At 72.9% G+C, this 17,452-nt stretch carries 15 protein-coding genes; 1 reads left to right on the forward strand and 14 read right to left on the reverse strand.

Features of this window, described 5'->3' with window-relative positions; translation table 11 throughout:
• Positions 1 to 98 precede the first annotated feature (98 nt).
• The 7 genes from topA to bldG all read right to left on the reverse strand — a co-directional run bounded on the left by topA (position 99) and on the right by bldG (position 9,541).
• Positions 99 to 2,918, reverse strand: coding sequence for a type I DNA topoisomerase (gene topA / locus ACFYYJ_RS00680; protein ID WP_385126405.1), 2,820 nt, complete (start codon positions 2,916 to 2,918; stop codon positions 99 to 101).
• A gap of 311 nt (positions 2,919 to 3,229) precedes the next feature.
• Positions 3,230 to 3,427 (reverse strand): hypothetical protein, encoded by a 198-nt coding sequence (locus tag ACFYYJ_RS00685; RefSeq protein WP_385366701.1) that lies wholly within the window; start codon positions 3,425 to 3,427, stop codon positions 3,230 to 3,232.
• A 126-nt stretch (positions 3,428 to 3,553) separates the two neighbouring features.
• Entirely contained in the window at positions 3,554 to 5,068 is a 1,515-nt protein-coding gene (locus ACFYYJ_RS00690) for a methyltransferase (protein ID WP_389127517.1), read from the reverse strand.
• 169 nt (positions 5,069 to 5,237) lie between these two features.
• Positions 5,238 to 5,798 carry a small secreted protein gene (locus ACFYYJ_RS00695; RefSeq protein WP_384590321.1) on the reverse strand — a complete coding sequence of 187 codons (561 nt, stop codon included), beginning with the start codon at positions 5,796 to 5,798 and terminating at the stop codon, positions 5,238 to 5,240.
• Positions 5,799 to 5,960: 162 nt separating this feature from the next.
• Positions 5,961 to 8,363 carry a sodium-translocating pyrophosphatase gene (locus tag ACFYYJ_RS00700; RefSeq protein WP_389127519.1) on the reverse strand — a complete coding sequence of 801 codons (2,403 nt, stop codon included), beginning with the start codon at positions 8,361 to 8,363 and terminating at the stop codon, positions 5,961 to 5,963.
• A gap of 261 nt (positions 8,364 to 8,624) precedes the next feature.
• Positions 8,625 to 9,065 (reverse strand): ATP-binding protein, encoded by a 441-nt coding sequence (locus ACFYYJ_RS00705; protein ID WP_385126396.1) that lies wholly within the window; start codon positions 9,063 to 9,065, stop codon positions 8,625 to 8,627.
• A 134-nt stretch (positions 9,066 to 9,199) separates the two neighbouring features.
• Complete coding sequence (gene bldG / locus ACFYYJ_RS00710; RefSeq protein ID WP_030199598.1) at positions 9,200 to 9,541, reverse strand: anti-sigma factor antagonist BldG; 342 nt, start codon at positions 9,539 to 9,541, stop codon at positions 9,200 to 9,202.
• Between the two features lie 81 nt (positions 9,542 to 9,622).
• Here bldG and ACFYYJ_RS00715 point away from each other — a divergent pair, with 81 nt between their 5' ends.
• Positions 9,623 to 12,094 (forward strand): DEAD/DEAH box helicase, encoded by a 2,472-nt coding sequence (locus ACFYYJ_RS00715; RefSeq protein ID WP_389127522.1) that lies wholly within the window; start codon positions 9,623 to 9,625, stop codon positions 12,092 to 12,094.
• A gap of 203 nt (positions 12,095 to 12,297) precedes the next feature.
• Here ACFYYJ_RS00715 and ACFYYJ_RS00720 read toward each other — a convergent pair whose 3' ends face one another.
• The 7 genes from ACFYYJ_RS00720 to ssd are packed head-to-tail and all read right to left on the reverse strand — an operon-like array spanning position 12,298 to position 17,271.
• Complete coding sequence (locus ACFYYJ_RS00720; RefSeq protein WP_389127524.1) at positions 12,298 to 12,687, reverse strand: Rv3654c family TadE-like protein; 390 nt, start codon at positions 12,685 to 12,687, stop codon at positions 12,298 to 12,300.
• Positions 12,684 to 13,070 carry a TadE family type IV pilus minor pilin gene (locus ACFYYJ_RS00725; RefSeq protein WP_385126390.1) on the reverse strand — a complete coding sequence of 129 codons (387 nt, stop codon included), beginning with the start codon at positions 13,068 to 13,070 and terminating at the stop codon, positions 12,684 to 12,686. The genes ACFYYJ_RS00720 and ACFYYJ_RS00725 overlap by 4 nt, the downstream gene beginning before the upstream one ends.
• Positions 13,057 to 13,254, reverse strand: coding sequence for a DUF4244 domain-containing protein (locus ACFYYJ_RS00730; protein WP_385126388.1), 198 nt, complete (start codon positions 13,252 to 13,254; stop codon positions 13,057 to 13,059). The genes ACFYYJ_RS00725 and ACFYYJ_RS00730 overlap by 14 nt, the downstream gene beginning before the upstream one ends.
• 48 nt (positions 13,255 to 13,302) lie before the next feature.
• Positions 13,303 to 14,079 (reverse strand): type II secretion system F family protein, encoded by a 777-nt coding sequence (locus ACFYYJ_RS00735; protein WP_389127527.1) that lies wholly within the window; start codon positions 14,077 to 14,079, stop codon positions 13,303 to 13,305.
• Positions 14,079 to 14,969, reverse strand: coding sequence for a type II secretion system F family protein (locus ACFYYJ_RS00740; protein WP_389127529.1), 891 nt, complete (start codon positions 14,967 to 14,969; stop codon positions 14,079 to 14,081). Before ACFYYJ_RS00740 ends, ACFYYJ_RS00735 begins: the two co-directional genes overlap by 1 nt.
• Positions 14,966 to 16,114, reverse strand: coding sequence for a TadA family conjugal transfer-associated ATPase (locus ACFYYJ_RS00745; protein ID WP_385126384.1), 1,149 nt, complete (start codon positions 16,112 to 16,114; stop codon positions 14,966 to 14,968). The genes ACFYYJ_RS00740 and ACFYYJ_RS00745 overlap by 4 nt, the downstream gene beginning before the upstream one ends.
• A complete protein-coding gene (gene ssd / locus ACFYYJ_RS00750; RefSeq protein ID WP_385126383.1) occupies positions 16,111 to 17,271 on the reverse strand; it encodes a septum site-determining protein Ssd in 1,161 nt (386 codons plus the stop codon). Before ssd ends, ACFYYJ_RS00745 begins: the two co-directional genes overlap by 4 nt.
• Positions 17,272 to 17,452: the final 181 nt, after the last annotated feature.

The following is a 17,452-nucleotide window of genomic DNA, read 5'->3' on the forward strand; positions in this document are numbered from 1 at the left end:
GCCCCGCGCCTCGAACGCCGGCGAAGCGGAAAGGCGGCAGGGCCCCGTGCGGACGCACGGGGCCCTGCCTCAAGTGAGCCACCGCCGGCGGCCGGCGGCTATTCGTCCGCCGGGGCCGCGGCGGCCTTCTTGGCCACCGTCTTCTTCGCCGTGGCGGTCGTCTTCTTGGCCGCCGTCTTCTTCGCCGCGGCAGTCGTCTTCTTGGCGGCGGTCTTCGTCGCCGTCGCCTTCTTCGCCGGGGCCTTCTTGGCGGGGGCCTTCTTCGCCACCTTCTTGGCCGGGCCCTTCGCCCGCTTCTCCGCGAGCAGCTCGTAGCCCCGCTCCGGCGTGATCGTCTCGACGTCGTCGTCCCGGCGCAGCGTCGCGTTCGTCTCGCCGTCCGTCACGTACGGACCGAAGCGGCCGTCCTTGACGACCACCGGCTTCTCGCTGACCGGGTCCGTGCCCAGCTCCTTCAGCGGCGGCTTGGCCGCGGCCCGGCCCCGCTGCTTCGGCTGCGCGTAGATCGCGAGGGCCTCGTCCAGGGTGATCGAGAACAGCTGGTCCTCGGTCTCCAGGGACCGCGAGTCCGTGCCCTTCTTCAGGTACGGGCCGTAGCGGCCGTTCTGGGCCGTGATCTCCACGCCCTCGGCGTCCGCGCCCACCACCCGCGGCAGGGACATGAGACGCAGGGCGTCGTCGAGGGTGACCGTGTCCAGGGACATCGACTTGAAGAGCGAGGCCGTCCGCGGCTTCACCGCGTTCTTGCCCGTCTTCGGCGTGCCCTCGGGCAGGATCTCCGTCACGTACGGCCCGTAGCGGCCGTCCTTCGCGACGATCTGGTTCCCGCTCACCGGGTCGGCGCCCAGCGCGAACTCGCCGCTCGGCTTCGCGAAGAGCTCCTCCGCGTACTCGACCGTCAGCTCGTCCGGAGCCATGTCGTCCGGTACGTCGGCCCGCTGGTGGCCCTCGGCGTCCTTCTCGCCCCGCTCCACGTACGGCCCGTAGCGGCCGACCCGCAGCACGATGCCCTCGCCGACCGGGAAGGAGGAGATCTCCCGGGCGTCGATCGCACCCAGGTCCGTGACCAGCTCCTTCAGGCCGCCGAGTGCGTCACCGTCGGCCGGGACGACCTCGCTCGCGTCCTCCGAACCGAAGTAGAACCGCTTCAGCCACGGCACGGACTGGGCCTCGCCCCGCGCGATGCGGTCGAGGTCGTCCTCCATCTTCGCGGTGAAGTCGTAGTCGACGAGCCGGCCGAAGTGCTTCTCCAGCAGGTTGACGACGGCGAAGGACAGGAAGGACGGGACGAGCGCCGTGCCCTTCTTGAAGACGTAGCCGCGGTCGAGGATCGTGCCGATGATCGACGCGTACGTCGACGGGCGGCCGATCTCCCGCTCCTCCAGCTCCTTGACCAGCGAGGCCTCGGTGTAGCGGGCCGGCGGCTTGGTCGCGTGGCCGTCCGCCGTGATCTCCGCGGCGGCCAGCGCGTCGCCCTCCGCGACCTGCGGCAGCCGCTTCTCGCGGTCGTCGAGCTCGGCGTTCGGGTCGTCCGCGCCCTCGACGTACGCCTTCATGAAGCCGTGGAAGGTGATGGTCTTGCCGGAGGCGCTGAACTCGGCGTCGCGGCCGTCCGAGGCGCGGCCGCCGATCTTGACGGTGACCGAGTTGCCGGTCGCGTCCTTCATCTGCGAGGCGACGGTCCGCTTCCAGATCAGCTCGTACAGGCGGAACTGGTCGCCGGTCAGACCCGTCTCGGCCGGGGTGCGGAAACGATCACCCGAAGGCCGGATCGCCTCGTGCGCTTCCTGCGCGTTCTTGACCTTGCCCGCGTAGACGCGCGGCTTCTCCGGCAGGTAGTCCGCGCCGTAGAGCTGCGTGACCTGCGCGCGCGCCGCCGACACAGCGGTGTCGGAGAGCGTCGTGGAGTCCGTACGCATGTAGGTGATGAAGCCGTTCTCGTACAGCTTCTGCGCCACCTGCATCGTCGCCTTCGCGCCGAAGCCCAGCTTGCGCGAGGCCTCCTGCTGGAGCGTCGTCGTGCGGAACGGGGCGTACGGGGAGCGGCGGTACGGCTTGGACTCGACCGAGCGGACGGTGAACGAGGCGTTCTCCAGCGCGGCGGCGAGCGCCCGCGCGTTCGTCTCGTCGAGGTGCAGCACCTCGCCCTTGAGCTGCCCGTTCGAGCCGAAGTCGCGGCCCTGGGCGATGCGCTTGCCGTCGACCGTGTTCAGGCGGGCGACCAGCGTCGAGGGGTCGGAGGCGTCACCGGCGCGGCCGGTGGAGAAGGTGCCGGTCAGGTCCCAGTACTCGGCGGAGCGGAAGGCGATGCGCTCGCGCTCCCGCTCGACGACGAGGCGGGTGGCGACCGACTGGACGCGGCCGGCCGACAGCTTCGGCATGACCTTCTTCCACAGGACCGGCGAGACCTCGTAGCCGTAGAGGCGGTCGAGGATGCGGCGGGTCTCCTGGGCGTCGACCATGCGCTGGTTCAGCTCGCGCGGGTTGGCGACGGCGTCGCGGATCGCGTCCTTGGTGATCTCGTGGAAGACCATCCGGTGGACGGGGACCTTGGGCTTGAGGACTTCCTGGAGGTGCCACGCGATGGCTTCGCCCTCGCGGTCCTCATCGGTGGCGAGGAAGAGTTCGTCGGACTCGGCGAGCAGGTCCTTGAGCTTCCTGACCTGCGACTTCTTGTCGGCATTGACCACGTAGATCGGCGCGAAGTCGTGCTCGACGTCGACGCCGAGACGGCGCACCTCGCCGGTGTACTTGTCGGGAACCTCTGCCGCGCCACTGGGGAGGTCGCGGATGTGCCCGACGCTCGCCTCGACGACGTATCCCGGGCCGAGGTAGCCCTTGATGGTCTTCGCCTTGGCAGGGGACTCGACGATGACGAGTCGGCGGCCGCCCTTTGCGGTCTCGCTAGTCGGGGACAACTTGGCTCTTCTCTCCGGTCGGCACTCGGTCGCGGTACGGCGACGCTGCGGAGTGTGACGGTACAACCCGCCCCCGTGTCAAACGGCACAAGCCCGCAACGGCCACTCGAACGGTAACCCGACAAGTGCCGGTTCTGCCGCCCGGATGTCGCGGCTGACCGTTCGCGATCACCGGGCCGAGTGGCCGGGGGGCCGTCTGGCCCCTCCCCCTCTGCGGCTTCCGGATGTGGTTCCGCGTGCGGCGCGGCGTGTGCCCTGACCGGCGGATCCGTGTGCCCGACCGGCGCGTCCGTGCCGCTTCCGGCCCCGCGTCAGAGCCGCGCGAGGCACCACGCGCCGAGGGCGAGCGAGACCCCGCCGACGAGCACGGCCAGGGGTACCGCCAGGACGGGGCGCACGCCTTCGGCCACCGGCGCGCCCTTCAGGACGCGCGCCCCCGTCCAGGTCAGCAGAGCGGCTCCGAACAGCAGGAACACGATCCCCGCGAAGATCGCAGGACCGGTGTCCATGCTGTTTCCCCCATCCCCCGGACCACTCTCGGGACCCCCCCGGATCCCGCTGGACAGAAGCTTTTCAGCCCCCGGCGTACACCAGGCGAACCCCGGGTGACATTCAGGTTCCGCTCCCGGGCGCGGCTACCGCCCCTGGCCCGCCACGGGCTCCAGGAAGCCCTGCTCGACCAGCATCCGGATCGCCTCCGGCGTACGGTCCCGCAGCACGACCGGGTCCTCCTGCATCAGCTGCGCGATCGCGTCCAGGATCCGGCCCGCGCTCAGTGAGCCGTCACACACTCCGGCGAAGCCCGCGCCGACCGTGTCGACCTTTGTCGCGCGCCGCATCCCGCGGTTCTGCCGCAGCACCACGTGTTCCGGATCCTCCGCGCCGGGCGCGCCGACCTGCTCCTGGACCACCTCGGCGGCCAGCACGAAACGGCCTTCCAGCAGGGACGCGTCGTCGTGCTCGCGCAGGTAGTCCTGACGGGCGAAGTGGGCCAGGACGGCCTCGCCGAGCGGCTGCTCCACCGAGTGCGGCCACTCCTCGACCACGATGGAGGGCTCGGCCGCGTCCGTCCGGCGCAAGGTGATCCAGCCGAAGCCGACCGCCTTGGTCTTGCGGGACTCGAACTCGTCCAGCCAGTCCTCGTAGCGCCGCGCGTACTCGGCGGGATCCGTGCGGTGGTCGCCCGCGTCGCGCAACCACAGCTCCGCGTACTGCGTCACGTCCTGTACGTCACGCTGCACGATCCAGGCGTCGCAGCCGCGCGGCACCCAGGAGCGGACCCGGTCGTGCCAGTCCTCGCCGTCCACGTGCTGCCAGTTGCCGAGGAACTGCGCGTATCCGCCGGCGTTGAGGTGCGCGCCGGCCTCCTGGACCAGGGTCCGGCACAGGTCGTCGCCGCCCATGCCGCCGTCCCGGTACGTCAGCCGGGCGCCGGGGGAGATCACGAAGGGCGGGTTGGACACGATCAGGTCGTACGTGGCCGCGCCGACGGGCTCGAAGAGGGAGCCGGTGAGCAGCTCGGCCTCGGGAGCCCCGGACAGCGCCAGCGTCAACCGGGTGAATTCCAGGGCCCGGGGGTTGACGTCGGTGGCGGTGACCCGGGTGGCGTGCTGGGCCGCGTGCAGTGCCTGGATGCCCGAACCGGTGCCGAGGTCGAGGGCCGAGCCGACCGGGATGCGCACGGTGATCCCGGCGAGGGTGGTGGAGGCACCGCCCACGCCGAGGACGACGCCCTCCTCGCGACTGCCGATGCCGCCGGCCCCGCCCACTGCGCAGCCGAGGTCGGAGACGATGAACCAGTCCTCGCCGTCCGGGCCGCCGTACGGGCGCACGTCCACGGTCGCGCGCACTTCATCGGCGTCGCGCCGGAGCCACCCGTCGGCCAGGGCCGCCTCCACGGGCAGGGCCGCCGCGGCGTGCGCGTACGCCACGGGCTCCTGGAGCAGGAACAGCCGGACCAGGCTCGGCAGCGGGCCGTCGCCGCCGCTCCGCGTGGCGCGCAGGGCGGGGACCGTCTCGCTGCGGGCGAGCGCGGCGTAGGCGGGCGCGCCGAGCAGGTCGAGCAGCCCGTCGGCGGTGAAGCCGGCGGCGAGCAGGGCGGTGCGCAGTTCGGCGGCGCGTTCGGGCGTGGGGAGGCTGGTGGTACTCACCCGTCCATTGTGGCCGCCGGCGACGGCGATCCGTGCGCCGCGGGCCGACGTCCCGGGCGGCGCGCCGCCGGACCGCGCGCGTCCGGGCGTACGACAGGGCGGCCGGAGCCCTTCCGGGCCCCGGCCGCCCTGGCCGACGTACTGCCGCCCCGGGGGCGTGCAGAGTGCGTTACTTGGGCGACGGCGCCGTGACCTGACAGCCCTTCTGGGCGTTCATCGACTTGTCCAGGCCACCCGACTTCAGCTGGTCGAGGGCGTCCTTGCCGCCCTTGGTGGCCTCTTCCAGGCCACCCGCGAGCTCCTTGAGGCCCTCGGCGAACTTCGTCTGGTCCTTGGGGTCGAGGGCGTCCATCTTGGCCTTCAGATCGGCGTAACCCTTGGAGGTCGACTCGAAGCCCTGCACCGCCGCGCCCAGGGTCTTCTCCCCGTCCTTGACCGGGGGAACTCCCGCGCCCTGGAGGGCGCTGCCCATCGTCTTGTACGACTCGGACATCGTCGCGAAGGCGGCCGAGTCGGTCTTCTGGACGTCCTCGGGCTTGCTGCTCTCCGTCGCCACCCGCTTGATGTCGGCGTTGGCGGCCTCGATCTTCTTGAGTTCGGGCGACCACTGGTCACAGACCTTCTTGGCCCAGGCGTTGCCCTTCGCGTCGCTGTCATCCCCGCCGCAGCCGGACAGGACGAGCATCAGCACAGCACCGCCCGACAGCGCGGCCGCAAGCTTCTTGTTCACCGGATTGGTCCCTTCGAAGGCTCTCGGCCCGGAAGATACACGGCTCCCATCCGACGACGTAGAAAGGCGGACGGGCGGCGCGTCACTCCGCGCCGCCCGTCCGTCGTTCGGGCGTACCACCGGCCCTGCCCGGCTCCGCCCTTGCCGCTCGTGGCCAGAGGGTCAGGAGACCGTCGCCGGGTCGGCCGACTGGGCCACCCGCTCGGCGGCTCCGCCGTCGCCGTCCTCGCCCACCGCGATGCCGCGGCGCTTGGACACGTACACGGCGGCCACGATGACGCCGATCGCGAGGACCGCGACGATCGCCCGGATGCCCGCGCTGGTGTCCTCGCCGAAGCTGAACTGCACGACGGCGGGGGCGATCAGCAGCGCCACCAGGTTCATGACCTTGAGCAGCGGGTTGATCGCGGGACCCGCGGTGTCCTTGAACGGGTCGCCGACGGTGTCGCCGATGACGACGGCCTCGTGGGCCTCGCTGCCCTTGCCACCGTGGTGACCGTCCTCGACGAGCTTCTTCGCGTTGTCCCACGCGCCGCCGGAGTTGGCGAGGAAGACCGCCATCAGGGTGCCGGTGCCGATGGCCCCCGCGAGGAAGGAGCCGAGCGCGCCGACGCCGAGGCTGAAGCCCACCGCGATCGGGGTGAGGACGGCGAGCAGGCCGGGCGTGGCGAGTTCGCGCAGCGCGTCCTTGGTGCAGATGTCGACGACGCGCCCGTACTCGGGCTTCTCGCTGTAGTCCATGATCCCGGGGTGCTCGCGGAACTGGCGGCGCACCTCGTAGACCACGGCGCCCGCGGAGCGGGACACCGCGTTGATGGCGAGGCCGGAGAACAGGAACACGACGGCCGCGCCCAGGATCAGCCCGACGAGGTTGTTGGGCTGCGCGATGTCCAGGCTGAGGTTCATCTCCCCGGCCTTGGCGCCGACTTCCTTGACCGCGGTGGCGATGGCATCGTTGTACGAGCCGAAGAGCGCGGCCGCGGCGAGCACGGCGGTGGCGATGGCGATGCCCTTGGTGATGGCCTTGGTGGTGTTGCCCACGGCGTCCAGGTCGGTCAGGACCTGCGCGCCGGCGCCCTCGACGTCGCCGGACATCTCGGCGATGCCCTGGGCGTTGTCGGAGACGGGCCCGAAGGTGTCCATGGCGACGATGACGCCGACGGTGGTGAGCAGGCCGGTGCCGGCCAGGGCCACCGCGAACAGCGCGAGCATGATCGAGGTGCCGCCGAGCAGGAACGCCCCGTAGACGCCGAGGCCGATGAGCAGCGCCGTGTAGACGGCGGACTCCAGACCGACGGAGATGCCGGCGAGGACGACGGTGGCCGCGCCGGTGAGGGAGGACTTGCCGATGTCCCGGACGGGACGGCGGTTGGTCTCGGTGAAATAGCCCGTGAGCTGCTGGATGAGCGCGGCGAGCACGATGCCGATCGCGACGGCGACGAGGGCCAGGACGCGCGGGTCACCGGAGTGGTTGGTGATCGCCGGGTTGTCGACGCCCACGAGCTCCTTGTAGGTGGCCGGCAGGTACGCGAACACGGCGATCCCGACCAGCACCAGGGAGATCACCGCGGAGATGAAGAAGCCGCGGTTGATGGCGGTCATGCCGCTGCGGTCGCTGCGGCGCGGGGAGACGGCGAAGATGCCGATCATCGCCGTGATCACGCCGATGGCGGGGACGATCAGCGGGAAGGCCAGGCCCAGGTCGCCGAAGGCCGCCTTGCCGAGGATCAGTGCGGCCACCAGGGTGACGGCGTACGACTCGAAGAGGTCGGCGGCCATTCCGGCGCAGTCGCCGACGTTGTCGCCCACGTTGTCGGCGATGGTCGCGGCATTGCGCGGGTCGTCCTCCGGAATGCCCTGTTCGACCTTGCCGACAAGGTCGGCGCCGACGTCGGCGGCCTTGGTGAAGATGCCGCCGCCCACGCGCATGAACATCGCGATCAGGGCGGCTCCGAGGCCGAAGCCCTCCAGCACCTTGGGTGCGTCGGCGGCGTAGACCAGCACGACGCAGGAGGCGCCGAGGAGGCCGAGGCCGACGGTGAACATGCCGACGACGCCGCCCGTGCGGAAGGCGATCTTCATCGCCTTGTGGGAGACCTCGGTCAGGTCTCTGGCGGGCTCTCCCTCGGCGGGGGTGGCCTCGCGGGCGGCCGCGGCGACGCGGACGTTGGCGCGGACCGCGAGCCGCATGCCGATGTAGCCCGTGGCCGCCGAGAAGAGGGCGCCCACGAGGAAGAAGGCGGACCGTCCCGCCCTCTGCGACCAGGTGTCGGCAGGGAGCAGGAAGAGCAGGAAGAACACGACGACGGCGAAGATGCCGAGGGTGCGCAGCTGGCGGCCGAGGTAGGCGTTGGCGCCTTCCTGGACGGCGGCGGCGATCTTCTTCATGCTGTCGGTTCCCTCGTCGGCGGCGAGCACCTGGCGGACCAGGATCTGCGCGACGACGAGTGCGGCGAGTGCCACGACCGCAATGACGATCACGATGAGCCGATTGTCATCGGTGAGTACCGCGGATGCCAGATCGATCGTGTGATCCGGCGCATTGGGGGTGAAGAGCCCCGTCATTCGTCCTCCTTGACGTGATGAGCTCAAGATGTGGACGGATTGTAGGGAGCGCGACCCGATCAAAACAGTACGCAGCAAACGGAATTGGCGTTCTCTTGCTCCTCACCAATAGATCGCGTCACTCCAATACCCTCGAAAGCGGTAATGGGGCAAAGGCATTGACGCCTGGTCATTGATCTACGGGCATGAAAAAGGCCCTGCTCAGCAGGGCCTTGATAAAGATCGGAAGATAGGACCGAATGTGTCCTGCCTTCTTTGGATCTAGGGAAGATCGGAGGACCCGGACACGGGCCAGCTCATCCGGATCGTGCCGCCCGACTCCCCGGTGCTCACCTCGACGTCGTCGACGAGCCCACTGATCACGGCGAGGCCCATCTCGTCCTCGCCGTCGCCGTCGGCTTCCAGGGCGGCCTCGAGTCCGGGCACGGCGGAATCCGGGCCGCCGCCCGGTCCGGGGACCTCGTCGCCGACCTCGATGGAGAACACCTTCTCCTCCTCGGTCAGCACGACCCGGACGGGCGCGGTCAGCCCGTTGCTGCGGTGGAGTCCGACGGCGCGAGAGCAGGCCTCGCCCACGGCGAGGCGGACCTCGTCGAGGACGGCTTCCTCCACGCCGGCCCGGCGTGCCACGGCGGCCGCGACCAGGCGGGCCGTCCGGACGTGTTCGGGCTGGGCGCTGAAGCGCAGTTCAACGGTGGCCATGCGCGTCCCCCTCGGACTACGGGCGTGCCTTGACAGGGGCCCGGACCGACCGTGGCCCGGTACCCCCGTTCTCCTCGTCGGCTCCTGGCCTCCCGCGGGGCGCCCCAAGGCGTCCCACGGGCGGCCAGGAGTCGTCAGTCGGTGGCGTTGACGGCGTCTTCCACGGTGGTGTGGATCGGGAACACCTTGGTGAGACCGGTGATGCGGAAGATCTTCAGGATGCGCTCCTGATTGCACACCAGACGGAGCGAACCCTCGTGCGCGCGGACGCGCTTGAGGCCTCCCACGAGCACACCGAGACCGGTGGAGTCGAGGAAGTCCACTCCCTCCATGTCGACAACCAGGTGATAGCTGCCGTCGTTCACCAACTCGACCAACTGCTCGCGCAGCTTGGGCGCGGTATACACATCAATCTCGCCACCGACCGCCACGACCGTACGGTCGCCGACAGTGCGAGTCGACAGGGACAGGTCCACGGATCCTCCAGCACCTTGCTATCGAGCGGCGCCCCCCGGGGGCCTCCCCACCCGAAGGTAGGTGAGGGATCGGCTGCCGCGATGGCATTCAATCACTTACCGGCAGGCGCGCACGACGCCTTCGGACCATTGTCCCGCACGCCGGTGACACACTCGGTTCCAATGGCCAATACTCACCGTCCCAGGCGGCCCACGCCACCCGCGGACCCTCGACCCACCCCCGGCGCGGTCCTCGACCGCTTGTCCCGGGGGCCTTCCCGGGCTGCGCGCATCACCCATACGGAGCACTTGCCCCCTCGGGAGGGCCGTCATGCCGTCTGGCCCGACCGCATCCGAACGGATGTAGTAGCCGCCATCCAGGCGGCCGGTATCGAACACCCGTGGGAACATCAGGCGGCGGCCGCCGAGCACGCCCTCGACGGCGAATCCGTGGTCGTCGCCACGGGCACCGCCTCGGGCAAGTCGCTCGCGTACCTCGCGCCCCTGCTCTCGGCGCTGGCGGACGGGGCCGAGGCCCCGAACGGGCGGGGTGCGACGGCCCTGTACCTGGCCCCCACCAAGGCCCTGGCGGCCGACCAGCGGCGTGCCGTACGAGAGCTGGCGGCGCCGCTCGGCAACGCCGTCCGACCCGCCGTCTACGACGGGGACACGCCCGTCGAGGAACGCGAATGGGTGCGCCAGTACGCCAACTACGTCCTGACCAACCCCGACATGCTCCACCGGGGGATCCTCCCTGCCCACCCCCGCTGGTCCTCCTTCCTGCGGGCCCTGCGCTACGTGGTGATCGACGAGTGCCACACCTATCGCGGGGTCTTCGGCTCCCACGTGGCACAGGTGCTGCGTCGGCTGCGGCGGCTGTGCGCCCGCTACGGCTCCGAACCGGTCTTCCTGCTGGCCTCCGCCACCTCCAGCGACCCGGCCACCGCCGCCTCCCGGCTGACGGGCGTACCGGTGATCGAGATCACCGACGACGCCTCTCCGCGCGGCGAGGTGGTCTTCGCCCTGTGGGAGCCGCCGCTGCTCACCGAGCTGCGGGGCGAGAAGGGCGCTCCCGTACGCCGTACGGCCACGGCCGAGACGGCCGACCTGCTGACCGACCTGGTGGTCCAGGGGGTCCGTACGGTCGCCTTCGTGCGCTCCCGGCGCGGCGCCGAGCTGATCTCCGTGATCGCCAAGGAACGCCTCACGGACGTGGACAGGTCCCTGCCCCGGCGGGTTGCCGCCTACCGTGGCGGATACCTGCCGGAGGAGCGCCGGGCCCTGGAGCGGGCCCTGCACTCCGGCGAGCTGCTCGGCCTCGCCGCCACGACCGCCCTGGAGCTCGGCGTGGACGTCTCCGGCCTGGACGCCGTCCTGATCACGGGATACCCGGGCACCCGGGCCTCCCTGTGGCAGCAGGCCGGCCGGGCCGGGCGCTCGGGGCAGGGGGCCCTGGCCGTCCTGATCGCCCGCGACGACCCGCTGGACACCTACCTCGTCCACCATCCCGAGGCCCTGTTCCGCCAACCGGTGGAAGCCACGGTCCTCGACCCGGACAACCCCTACGTCCTCGCCCCGCACCTGTGCGCGGCCGCGGCGGAGCTACCGCTGACCGAGCCCGACCTGGAGCTCTTCGGCCCGGCGACCGGGGAACTCCTGCCCCAGCTCGAAGCGGCGAAGCTGCTGCGGCGGCGGGCCACGGCCTGGCACTGGACCCGGCGGGAGCGGGCCTCGGACCTGACCGACATCCGGGGCGGCGGCGGCCGCCCGGTGCAGATCGTCGAGGCCTCGACCGGGCGGCTGCTGGGCACGGTCGACGAGTCGGCCGCGCACACCGCCGTCCACGACGGGGCCGTCCACCTCCACCAGGGCCGCACGTACCTCGTGAAGCACCTGGACCTGGAGGATTCGGCGGCCCTCGTCGAAGAGGCGGACCCGCCCTTCTCCACGACCGCCCGCGACACCACCTCCATCTCCGTCCTGGAGACCGAAACCGAGGTCCCCTGGGGATCCGGGCGGCTCTGCTACGGCTCTGTCGAGGTCACCAACCAGGTCGTCTCCTATCTTCGGCGCAAATTGATCACCGGCGAGGTGCTGGGCGAGGCCAAGCTCGACCTGCCGCCCCGCACCCTGCGCACCAGGGCCGTGTGGTGGACGGTCACCGAGGACCAGCTCGACGAGGCCCGGATCAACCCGGAGATCCTCGGCGGGGCCCTGCACGCCGCCGAGCACGCCTCCATCGGCCTGCTCCCGCTGTTCGCCACCTGCGACCGCTGGGACATCGGCGGCGTCTCCGTGCCGCTGCATCCCGACACCCTCCTTCCGACGGTCTTCGTGTACGACGGCCACCCCGGCGGCGCCGGCTTCGCGGAGCGTGCCTTCCACACGGCCCGCGCCTGGCTGACCGCGACCCGGGACGCCATCGCCGCCTGCGAGTGCGAGGCCGGCTGCCCCTCCTGCATCCAGTCCCCCAAGTGCGGCAACGGCAACGACCCCCTCCACAAACGCGGCGCCATCCGCCTCCTCACCCGCCTCCTGACCGAAGCCCCCACAGCCCCACCCCCCGGACCCTGACGACCGCCCCACCGGGGCCTGGGCCGGGGGCCAGGGGGCCGGGGGCCGACCAGAGCGGGCGGCCCGGCCGGGGTCGGAGGCCGTAACAGGACCGCGGGCGGTACCGGGGCCGGGCAGAGGCGGGGCTGGGCGGGGCGGGTGGCCCGGCCGGGCCACGCCTGGTGCGGGGCCCGGACCGGAGCGTGTGGCCGGCTGGGGCTGAACTACGGCCCGTGGCGCCGCCTAGGTTCCGGCCCCAGGTCCGGTTCCAGGTCCTGCCGAGGTTCCGGGGCGGGGCCGGCTCGGGACCGGATCGTGGGGGCGAAGGGGCCTGCCGCCACCCGGGCGGTGACCTCGGCGACCTCACCCTCCAGGACGCACCCGGACAGCCCCGCACCCTGCGCGCCTGCCACCCTGGCCGCCGCCGCGCAGGCGGTCGCCGGGCCGTGGGCCCAGTTCGCCGCCGCCGCGAGGGCCGCCAGGTCCGCGGCCGACGCCGCCCGGTGGCGCGCCACGACGGCCTGCCCCAGCAGCAGCACCCCGCCGAACACCGCGCCCAGCACCGCCACCACCAGCACCGCCCACACCGTGGCCGAACCCCGGTCCCGGCTCACGGCGGCGGCCCCACGCTGTCCTCCGCCAGCGCCACCGCCTGCGCGCCGAGCCGCACCGGCAGGTACCCCGGTCCCGGCGCCCTTGCCTCGACCCGGACCTGCCAGAGGTCACCCACCCGCTCCAGCCCCACCCGGGCCCCCTCGGGCGCGGCCGCCCGGGCCGCCGCCACCGCGACGTCCGCGGGCTCGGACCGGGCGGCCGCCCGGGCGCCGGCCCGGGCCGCGTCCACGCACCGGATCTGTGCGGCGGCCGCCATCAGCGCCCACACCAGCAGCGCCGCGAACAGCACCAGGGCCGGGATCACCAGGGCGGCCTCCGCCGTCACATATCCGCGGTCCCCCATTTCGCGGCGTGCCACGGATTCCCCCTCAGAACGGCACATCGAGCGCCTTCCCGATCGTCGACTGAAGCGCGGCGGAGACGACTTCACTCGTCACGACCTTGTACAGCACCGCCGCGAACGCACAGGCCGCGATGGTGCCCATGGCGTATTCGGAAGTGGACATCCCCGCATCGCTCCGGCGACCGTTCAGAGCCGTCCGCACACGAAACCAGATGATCCTCATGGCAACCTCCTGTTGTTTTCCCTTGTTGAGTGCGTGATTAATGTGACGTCAGTTGTTCGAGAGAAGGCCCGAGGCCATTCCGATCACCACGGGTGCGACCCCGATCGCGAGAAATGCCGGGAGGAAACAAAGCCCCACCGGCGCGGTGACGAGCACCGCAGCCTTCTGCGCACGGGCTCCCGCCCGCCGGGCCCGGTCCGCCCGCAGGTGCGAGGCGAGACGGGAGACCGGCTCCGCCGCCGGCGCCCCCGTACGCGCGGCCCGCTCCAGGCAGTCCGCGAGCGGTCGGGCGCCCGGTATCTCCGCCAACCTCCCCCACCCTGCTCCCGGTTCGCCGCCCAGCCGCAGCTCGGCACCGGCCCTCGCCAGCCGCTCACCCAACGGGCCGCCCAGCGACTCCCCCACCACTTCCGCGGCCTCCACCGGGCCGGCGCCGGCCGCCAGGCACGCGGCCAACAGGTCGGCGGCGAAGGGCAGCTGACGCTCCGCCTCCCACAGATCGACCCCGGCAGGCGGCCGAGCCCGGGCCACCGACCAGCGCCGCACCCCGAAGGCCGCCAGAGCGCCCACAGCCACCCCCGCCACGCCGCCGACGAGCACCCAGCCCGCCAGCACCGCCCCGGCCGGCCCGGCCCAACCCGCCGCACCCCGTATCCGAAGGGGCACCGAAGGCCTACGGCGCCGAGGCGCCACCCCCAGCAGGACCGCGACCCTGCGCCGCACGCCCCGCGCCCGCACTCCCGCCATCACGGCGAAAAGCACGCTCAGGGCCACCAGCGCCAGGCACAGCGCCGCCCCCAGCCTGTGGACCACGAAGCCGCCCATCACCGCTCCCCCGTCCGTACGATCCGCCGGCACCACAGCAGCCCCAGCGCCTCCAGCACCCCGCCCGCCAGCAGACAGCCCCACCCCACCGGGGTGTGCAGCAGCACGCGCAGCGGGTCCGCGCCCAGCCCGGTGCCGATGAGCAGCCCCACGAGCGGCAGCAGGGCCAGCACGACCGCCGTCGAGCGCGCCCCCGCCAGCTGGGCCCGCAGGGACTCCTCGCGGTCCCGCTCGGCGCGCAGGGCCCCCTCAAGCCGGTCCAACCCGGCGGCCAGCCCCGCACCGCCGTCCACCGAGACCCGCCAGCAGGCCGCCATCCCGGCCAGCCCCTCCGCCCCGGATTCCCGCGCCGCCTGGCGCAGCGCCCCGGGCACGTCCCCGCCGAACGCCGCGGCGGCCAGCACTCCCGCCTCCGCCGCACCCGGCCCGCCGGGACCCGCCACCGTGCGCCGTATCGCCGCCGTCAGCGCCTGCCCGGGCTGGGAGCCGGCGCGCAACTCCCCGACCACCGCCCCGCAGAGTTCCGCCACCTCGGCGGCCCGGGCCACTCGGGCCCGCTCCCGGGCCCGGGTGCGCAGCCACCGCCGCACCAGCGGCACCGCAGCCGCCCCCACCAGCAGCGGGAGCACCGACCCGCCGAGCAGCGCGACCAGCAGCCCGGCCCCGAGGCAGGCCCACTCCCGTCGGTGCGCCGCCCGGACCCGTACGGCGAGCAGCCACCGCTCCCGGCGCACCGGCCCGCCCGCGACCACCGGCCCGACCCCCGCGAGCACCAGCCGGGCCCGCCGGTAGGCCCGGTCGCCTCCGGCCAGCACCCAGGCGGCCGCACCCGCGCACAACACCCCGGCGAACACCGGCACCGACAGCCCCACCCCTGCCCAGGCATTCATCGCGCACCCCGCAGCAGGGGACCGAGCCGCTCCCAGCCCCGCTCCCGCACGAAACCGCGCGCGGCCCATCGCAGCGCCGGTACGGTCACCACCAGCCCGGCGGCATCCCGCTCCAGCACGTGCACCTCGGCGACCCGGCGCCGCCCCGCCCGGTCCCGGGCCAGGTGGACCACCAGGGTCAGCGCGGCCGCCAACTGGCTGTGCAGGGCAGCCCGGTCGAGCCCGGCAGCCGTCCCGAGAGCCTCCAGCCGAGCCGGAACATGAGCGGCGGCGTTGGCGTGGACCGTGCCGCACCCGCCTTCGTGGCCGGTGTTCAACGCGGCCAGGAGGTCGGCGACTTCGGCGCCCCGGACCTCGCCGACCACCAGCCGGTCGGGCCTCATCCGCAGCGCCTGCCGGACCAGGTCCGCCAGGGTGACCAGGCCGGCACCCTCCTGGTTGGCGGGCCGGGTCTCCAGCCGCACCACGTGCGGATGGTCGGGGCGCAGCTCGGCGGAATCCTCGGCCAGCACGATCCGCTCACCGGGGCCGACCAGTCCCAACAGGGCGCTGAGCAAGGTGGTCTTGCCGGTGCCCGTGCCTCCGGAGACGAGGAACGACAGCCGGGCCTCGACGATCGCCCGGAGCAGCCGGTGCCCTCCGGGCGGCAGCGTCCCCGCCGTGACGAGCTCCTCCAGGGTGAAGGCGCGCGGCCGCACCACCCGCAGCGAGAGACAGGCCGACCCGACCGCGATCGGGGGCAGGACGGCATGCAGCCGGGTCCCGTCGGGCATCCGGGCGTCCACCCAGGGCCGGGCGTCGTCCAGGCGGCGCCCGGCGACGGCGGCCAGCCGCTGGGCGAGCCTGCGCACGGCCTGCGCGTCGGGGAAGGTCACGGTGGTCAGCTCCAGCCCGCCACCGCGGTCCACCCACACCCGGTCGGGCGCCGCCACCAGTACGTCGGTGACCCCGGGGTCGGCGAGCAGCGCCTCCAGCGGGCCGGCTCCGACCAGCTCGGACCGTAACTCGGCGGCCGCCCCCAGCACTTCCGTGTCGCCGAGCAGCCTGCCCTGGGCCCGCAGGGCGGCCGCCACCCGTGCCGGGGTGGGCTCCGCCCCGCTCTCGGCGAGCTGCCTTCGCACTGCCTCCAGCAGGACCGCGCTCATGCCGCCACCCCCCGGGCGGGGCCGAGCACGCGTTGCCAGAACCCGTCGCAGAAGCGGGCCAGCGCGCCCCGCCCCTGCCCTCCCGGCGGTTCCCCCTCGGCCACCCGCCCGGGGAGTCCCACCTCGACCGGCACCTCACCGGCCAGCGGCGCCCCCAGCAGCCCGGCCACGGCTTCCGCGTCGAGTCCACCCGGGCAGCGGCCCCGTACGACCACGCGCACGTCCCGGGCCACCATCCGCACCCCGGCCGCCACCCGGCCCGCCGCGGCCACCGCCCTCAGTTCTCCCGGCACCACCATCAGCACCAGGTCGAGCTGGGCCAGCACCTCGGCCACGGCTTCGTCCACCCTGCGCGGGAGGTCGACCACCACGACCCCGCCCCGGCGGCGGGCGGCGGCCACCACCGACCGCATCGCGGCGGGCGGCACCACCACCCGGTCCCCCCGGTCCCAGCTGAGCACCCGCAGGGCGTGCAGTTCGGGCAGGGACTCCTCCAGGGCTCCGGCGCCGACCCGCCCCCGCGAGCCCGCGAAGTCCGGCCAGCGCAGCCCTTCCGCGGCCTCGCCGCCGAGGAGGACGTCCATGCCCCCGCCCAGCGGGTCGCCGTCGATCAGGATGGTCCGCTCCCCGCCTCGGGCGGCCCGCAGGGCGAGCGCGCAGGCGAGTGTGGAGGCACCGGCGCCGCCGCTGCCGCCGATCACCCCGACGGCGAGGGCGGGCCGCCCGGCGCCTTCCACCACGTCGGCGATGCGGTCGACGAGCCGGCTCTCGGCATCGGGGAGCCGCAGCACCTCCTCCGCTCCGATCTCCACGGCCCGCTGCCACACCAGGGGGTCGTCCAACTCCCGGCCGACGAGGAACACCCCGCCCCTGCGGGGCGCCCCGCGCACCCGGCGGGCCGCGTCGTCCCCGACGAGCACGAGCGGCGCGGACTCCCAACCGACGCCCCCGGCACTCCCGTTGCTCGCACCGCTCCCGACGCTCTGCCCGGGCACCGCGTGGTACACGTGCGGCTCGGCGCCCGCGGCGGCGCACAACCGCAGCAAGTCGTCGAGCAGCAGCGGATCCTCGGTGATGATCAGCGGTCGCCCGCCGGCCGCTTCCGCCCCTGCCGCGCGACCGGACGCGCTCCCGGAGACGGCCACGGCCCCGGCCACGACCTTGGCAGGCTTCCCCGACCACGATTCACACGACTTCGATCGAGCCACGATCTCCGCCCCCTTCTCCCTGCAAATCCGTACGCCGCGGACTTCGCGGCCGGAATCACCGTGCCGCGATCGGGAAAAAGAAGTGGATCTTGCTCGAAAACTGTGGACAGAGGACCGATTGTGAATAACC

Source organism: Streptomyces sp. NPDC002467 (assembly GCF_042889825.1).
In the GTDB taxonomy this organism is placed as follows: Bacteria; Actinomycetota; Actinomycetes; order Streptomycetales; family Streptomycetaceae; genus Streptomyces.

Bases quoted from the DNA above. Each gene is read 5' to 3' on its own strand.
- ACFYYJ_RS00725 (WP_385126390.1), bottom strand. From the start codon at position 13,070: ATGTGCCGTTCTGAGGGGGAATCCGTGGCACGCCGCGAAATGGGGGAC.
- ACFYYJ_RS00740 (WP_389127529.1), bottom strand. From the start codon at position 14,969: ATGAATGCCTGGGCAGGGGTGGGGCTGTCGGTGCCGGTGTTCGCCGGG.
- ACFYYJ_RS00745 (WP_385126384.1), bottom strand. From the start codon at position 16,114: ATGAGCGCGGTCCTGCTGGAGGCAGTGCGAAGGCAGCTCGCCGAGAGC.
- ACFYYJ_RS00700 (WP_389127519.1), bottom strand. From the start codon at position 8,363: ATGACGGGGCTCTTCACCCCCAATGCGCCGGATCACACGATCGATCTG.
- ACFYYJ_RS00715 (WP_389127522.1), top strand. From the start codon at position 9,623: ATGGCATTCAATCACTTACCGGCAGGCGCGCACGACGCCTTCGGACCA.
- ACFYYJ_RS00685 (WP_385366701.1), bottom strand. From the start codon at position 3,427: ATGGACACCGGTCCTGCGATCTTCGCGGGGATCGTGTTCCTGCTGTTC.
- ACFYYJ_RS00735 (WP_389127527.1), bottom strand. From the start codon at position 14,079: ATGGGCGGCTTCGTGGTCCACAGGCTGGGGGCGGCGCTGTGCCTGGCG.
- ACFYYJ_RS00730 (WP_385126388.1), bottom strand. From the start codon at position 13,254: ATGAGGATCATCTGGTTTCGTGTGCGGACGGCTCTGAACGGTCGCCGG.
- ACFYYJ_RS00705 (WP_385126396.1), bottom strand. From the start codon at position 9,065: ATGGCCACCGTTGAACTGCGCTTCAGCGCCCAGCCCGAACACGTCCGG.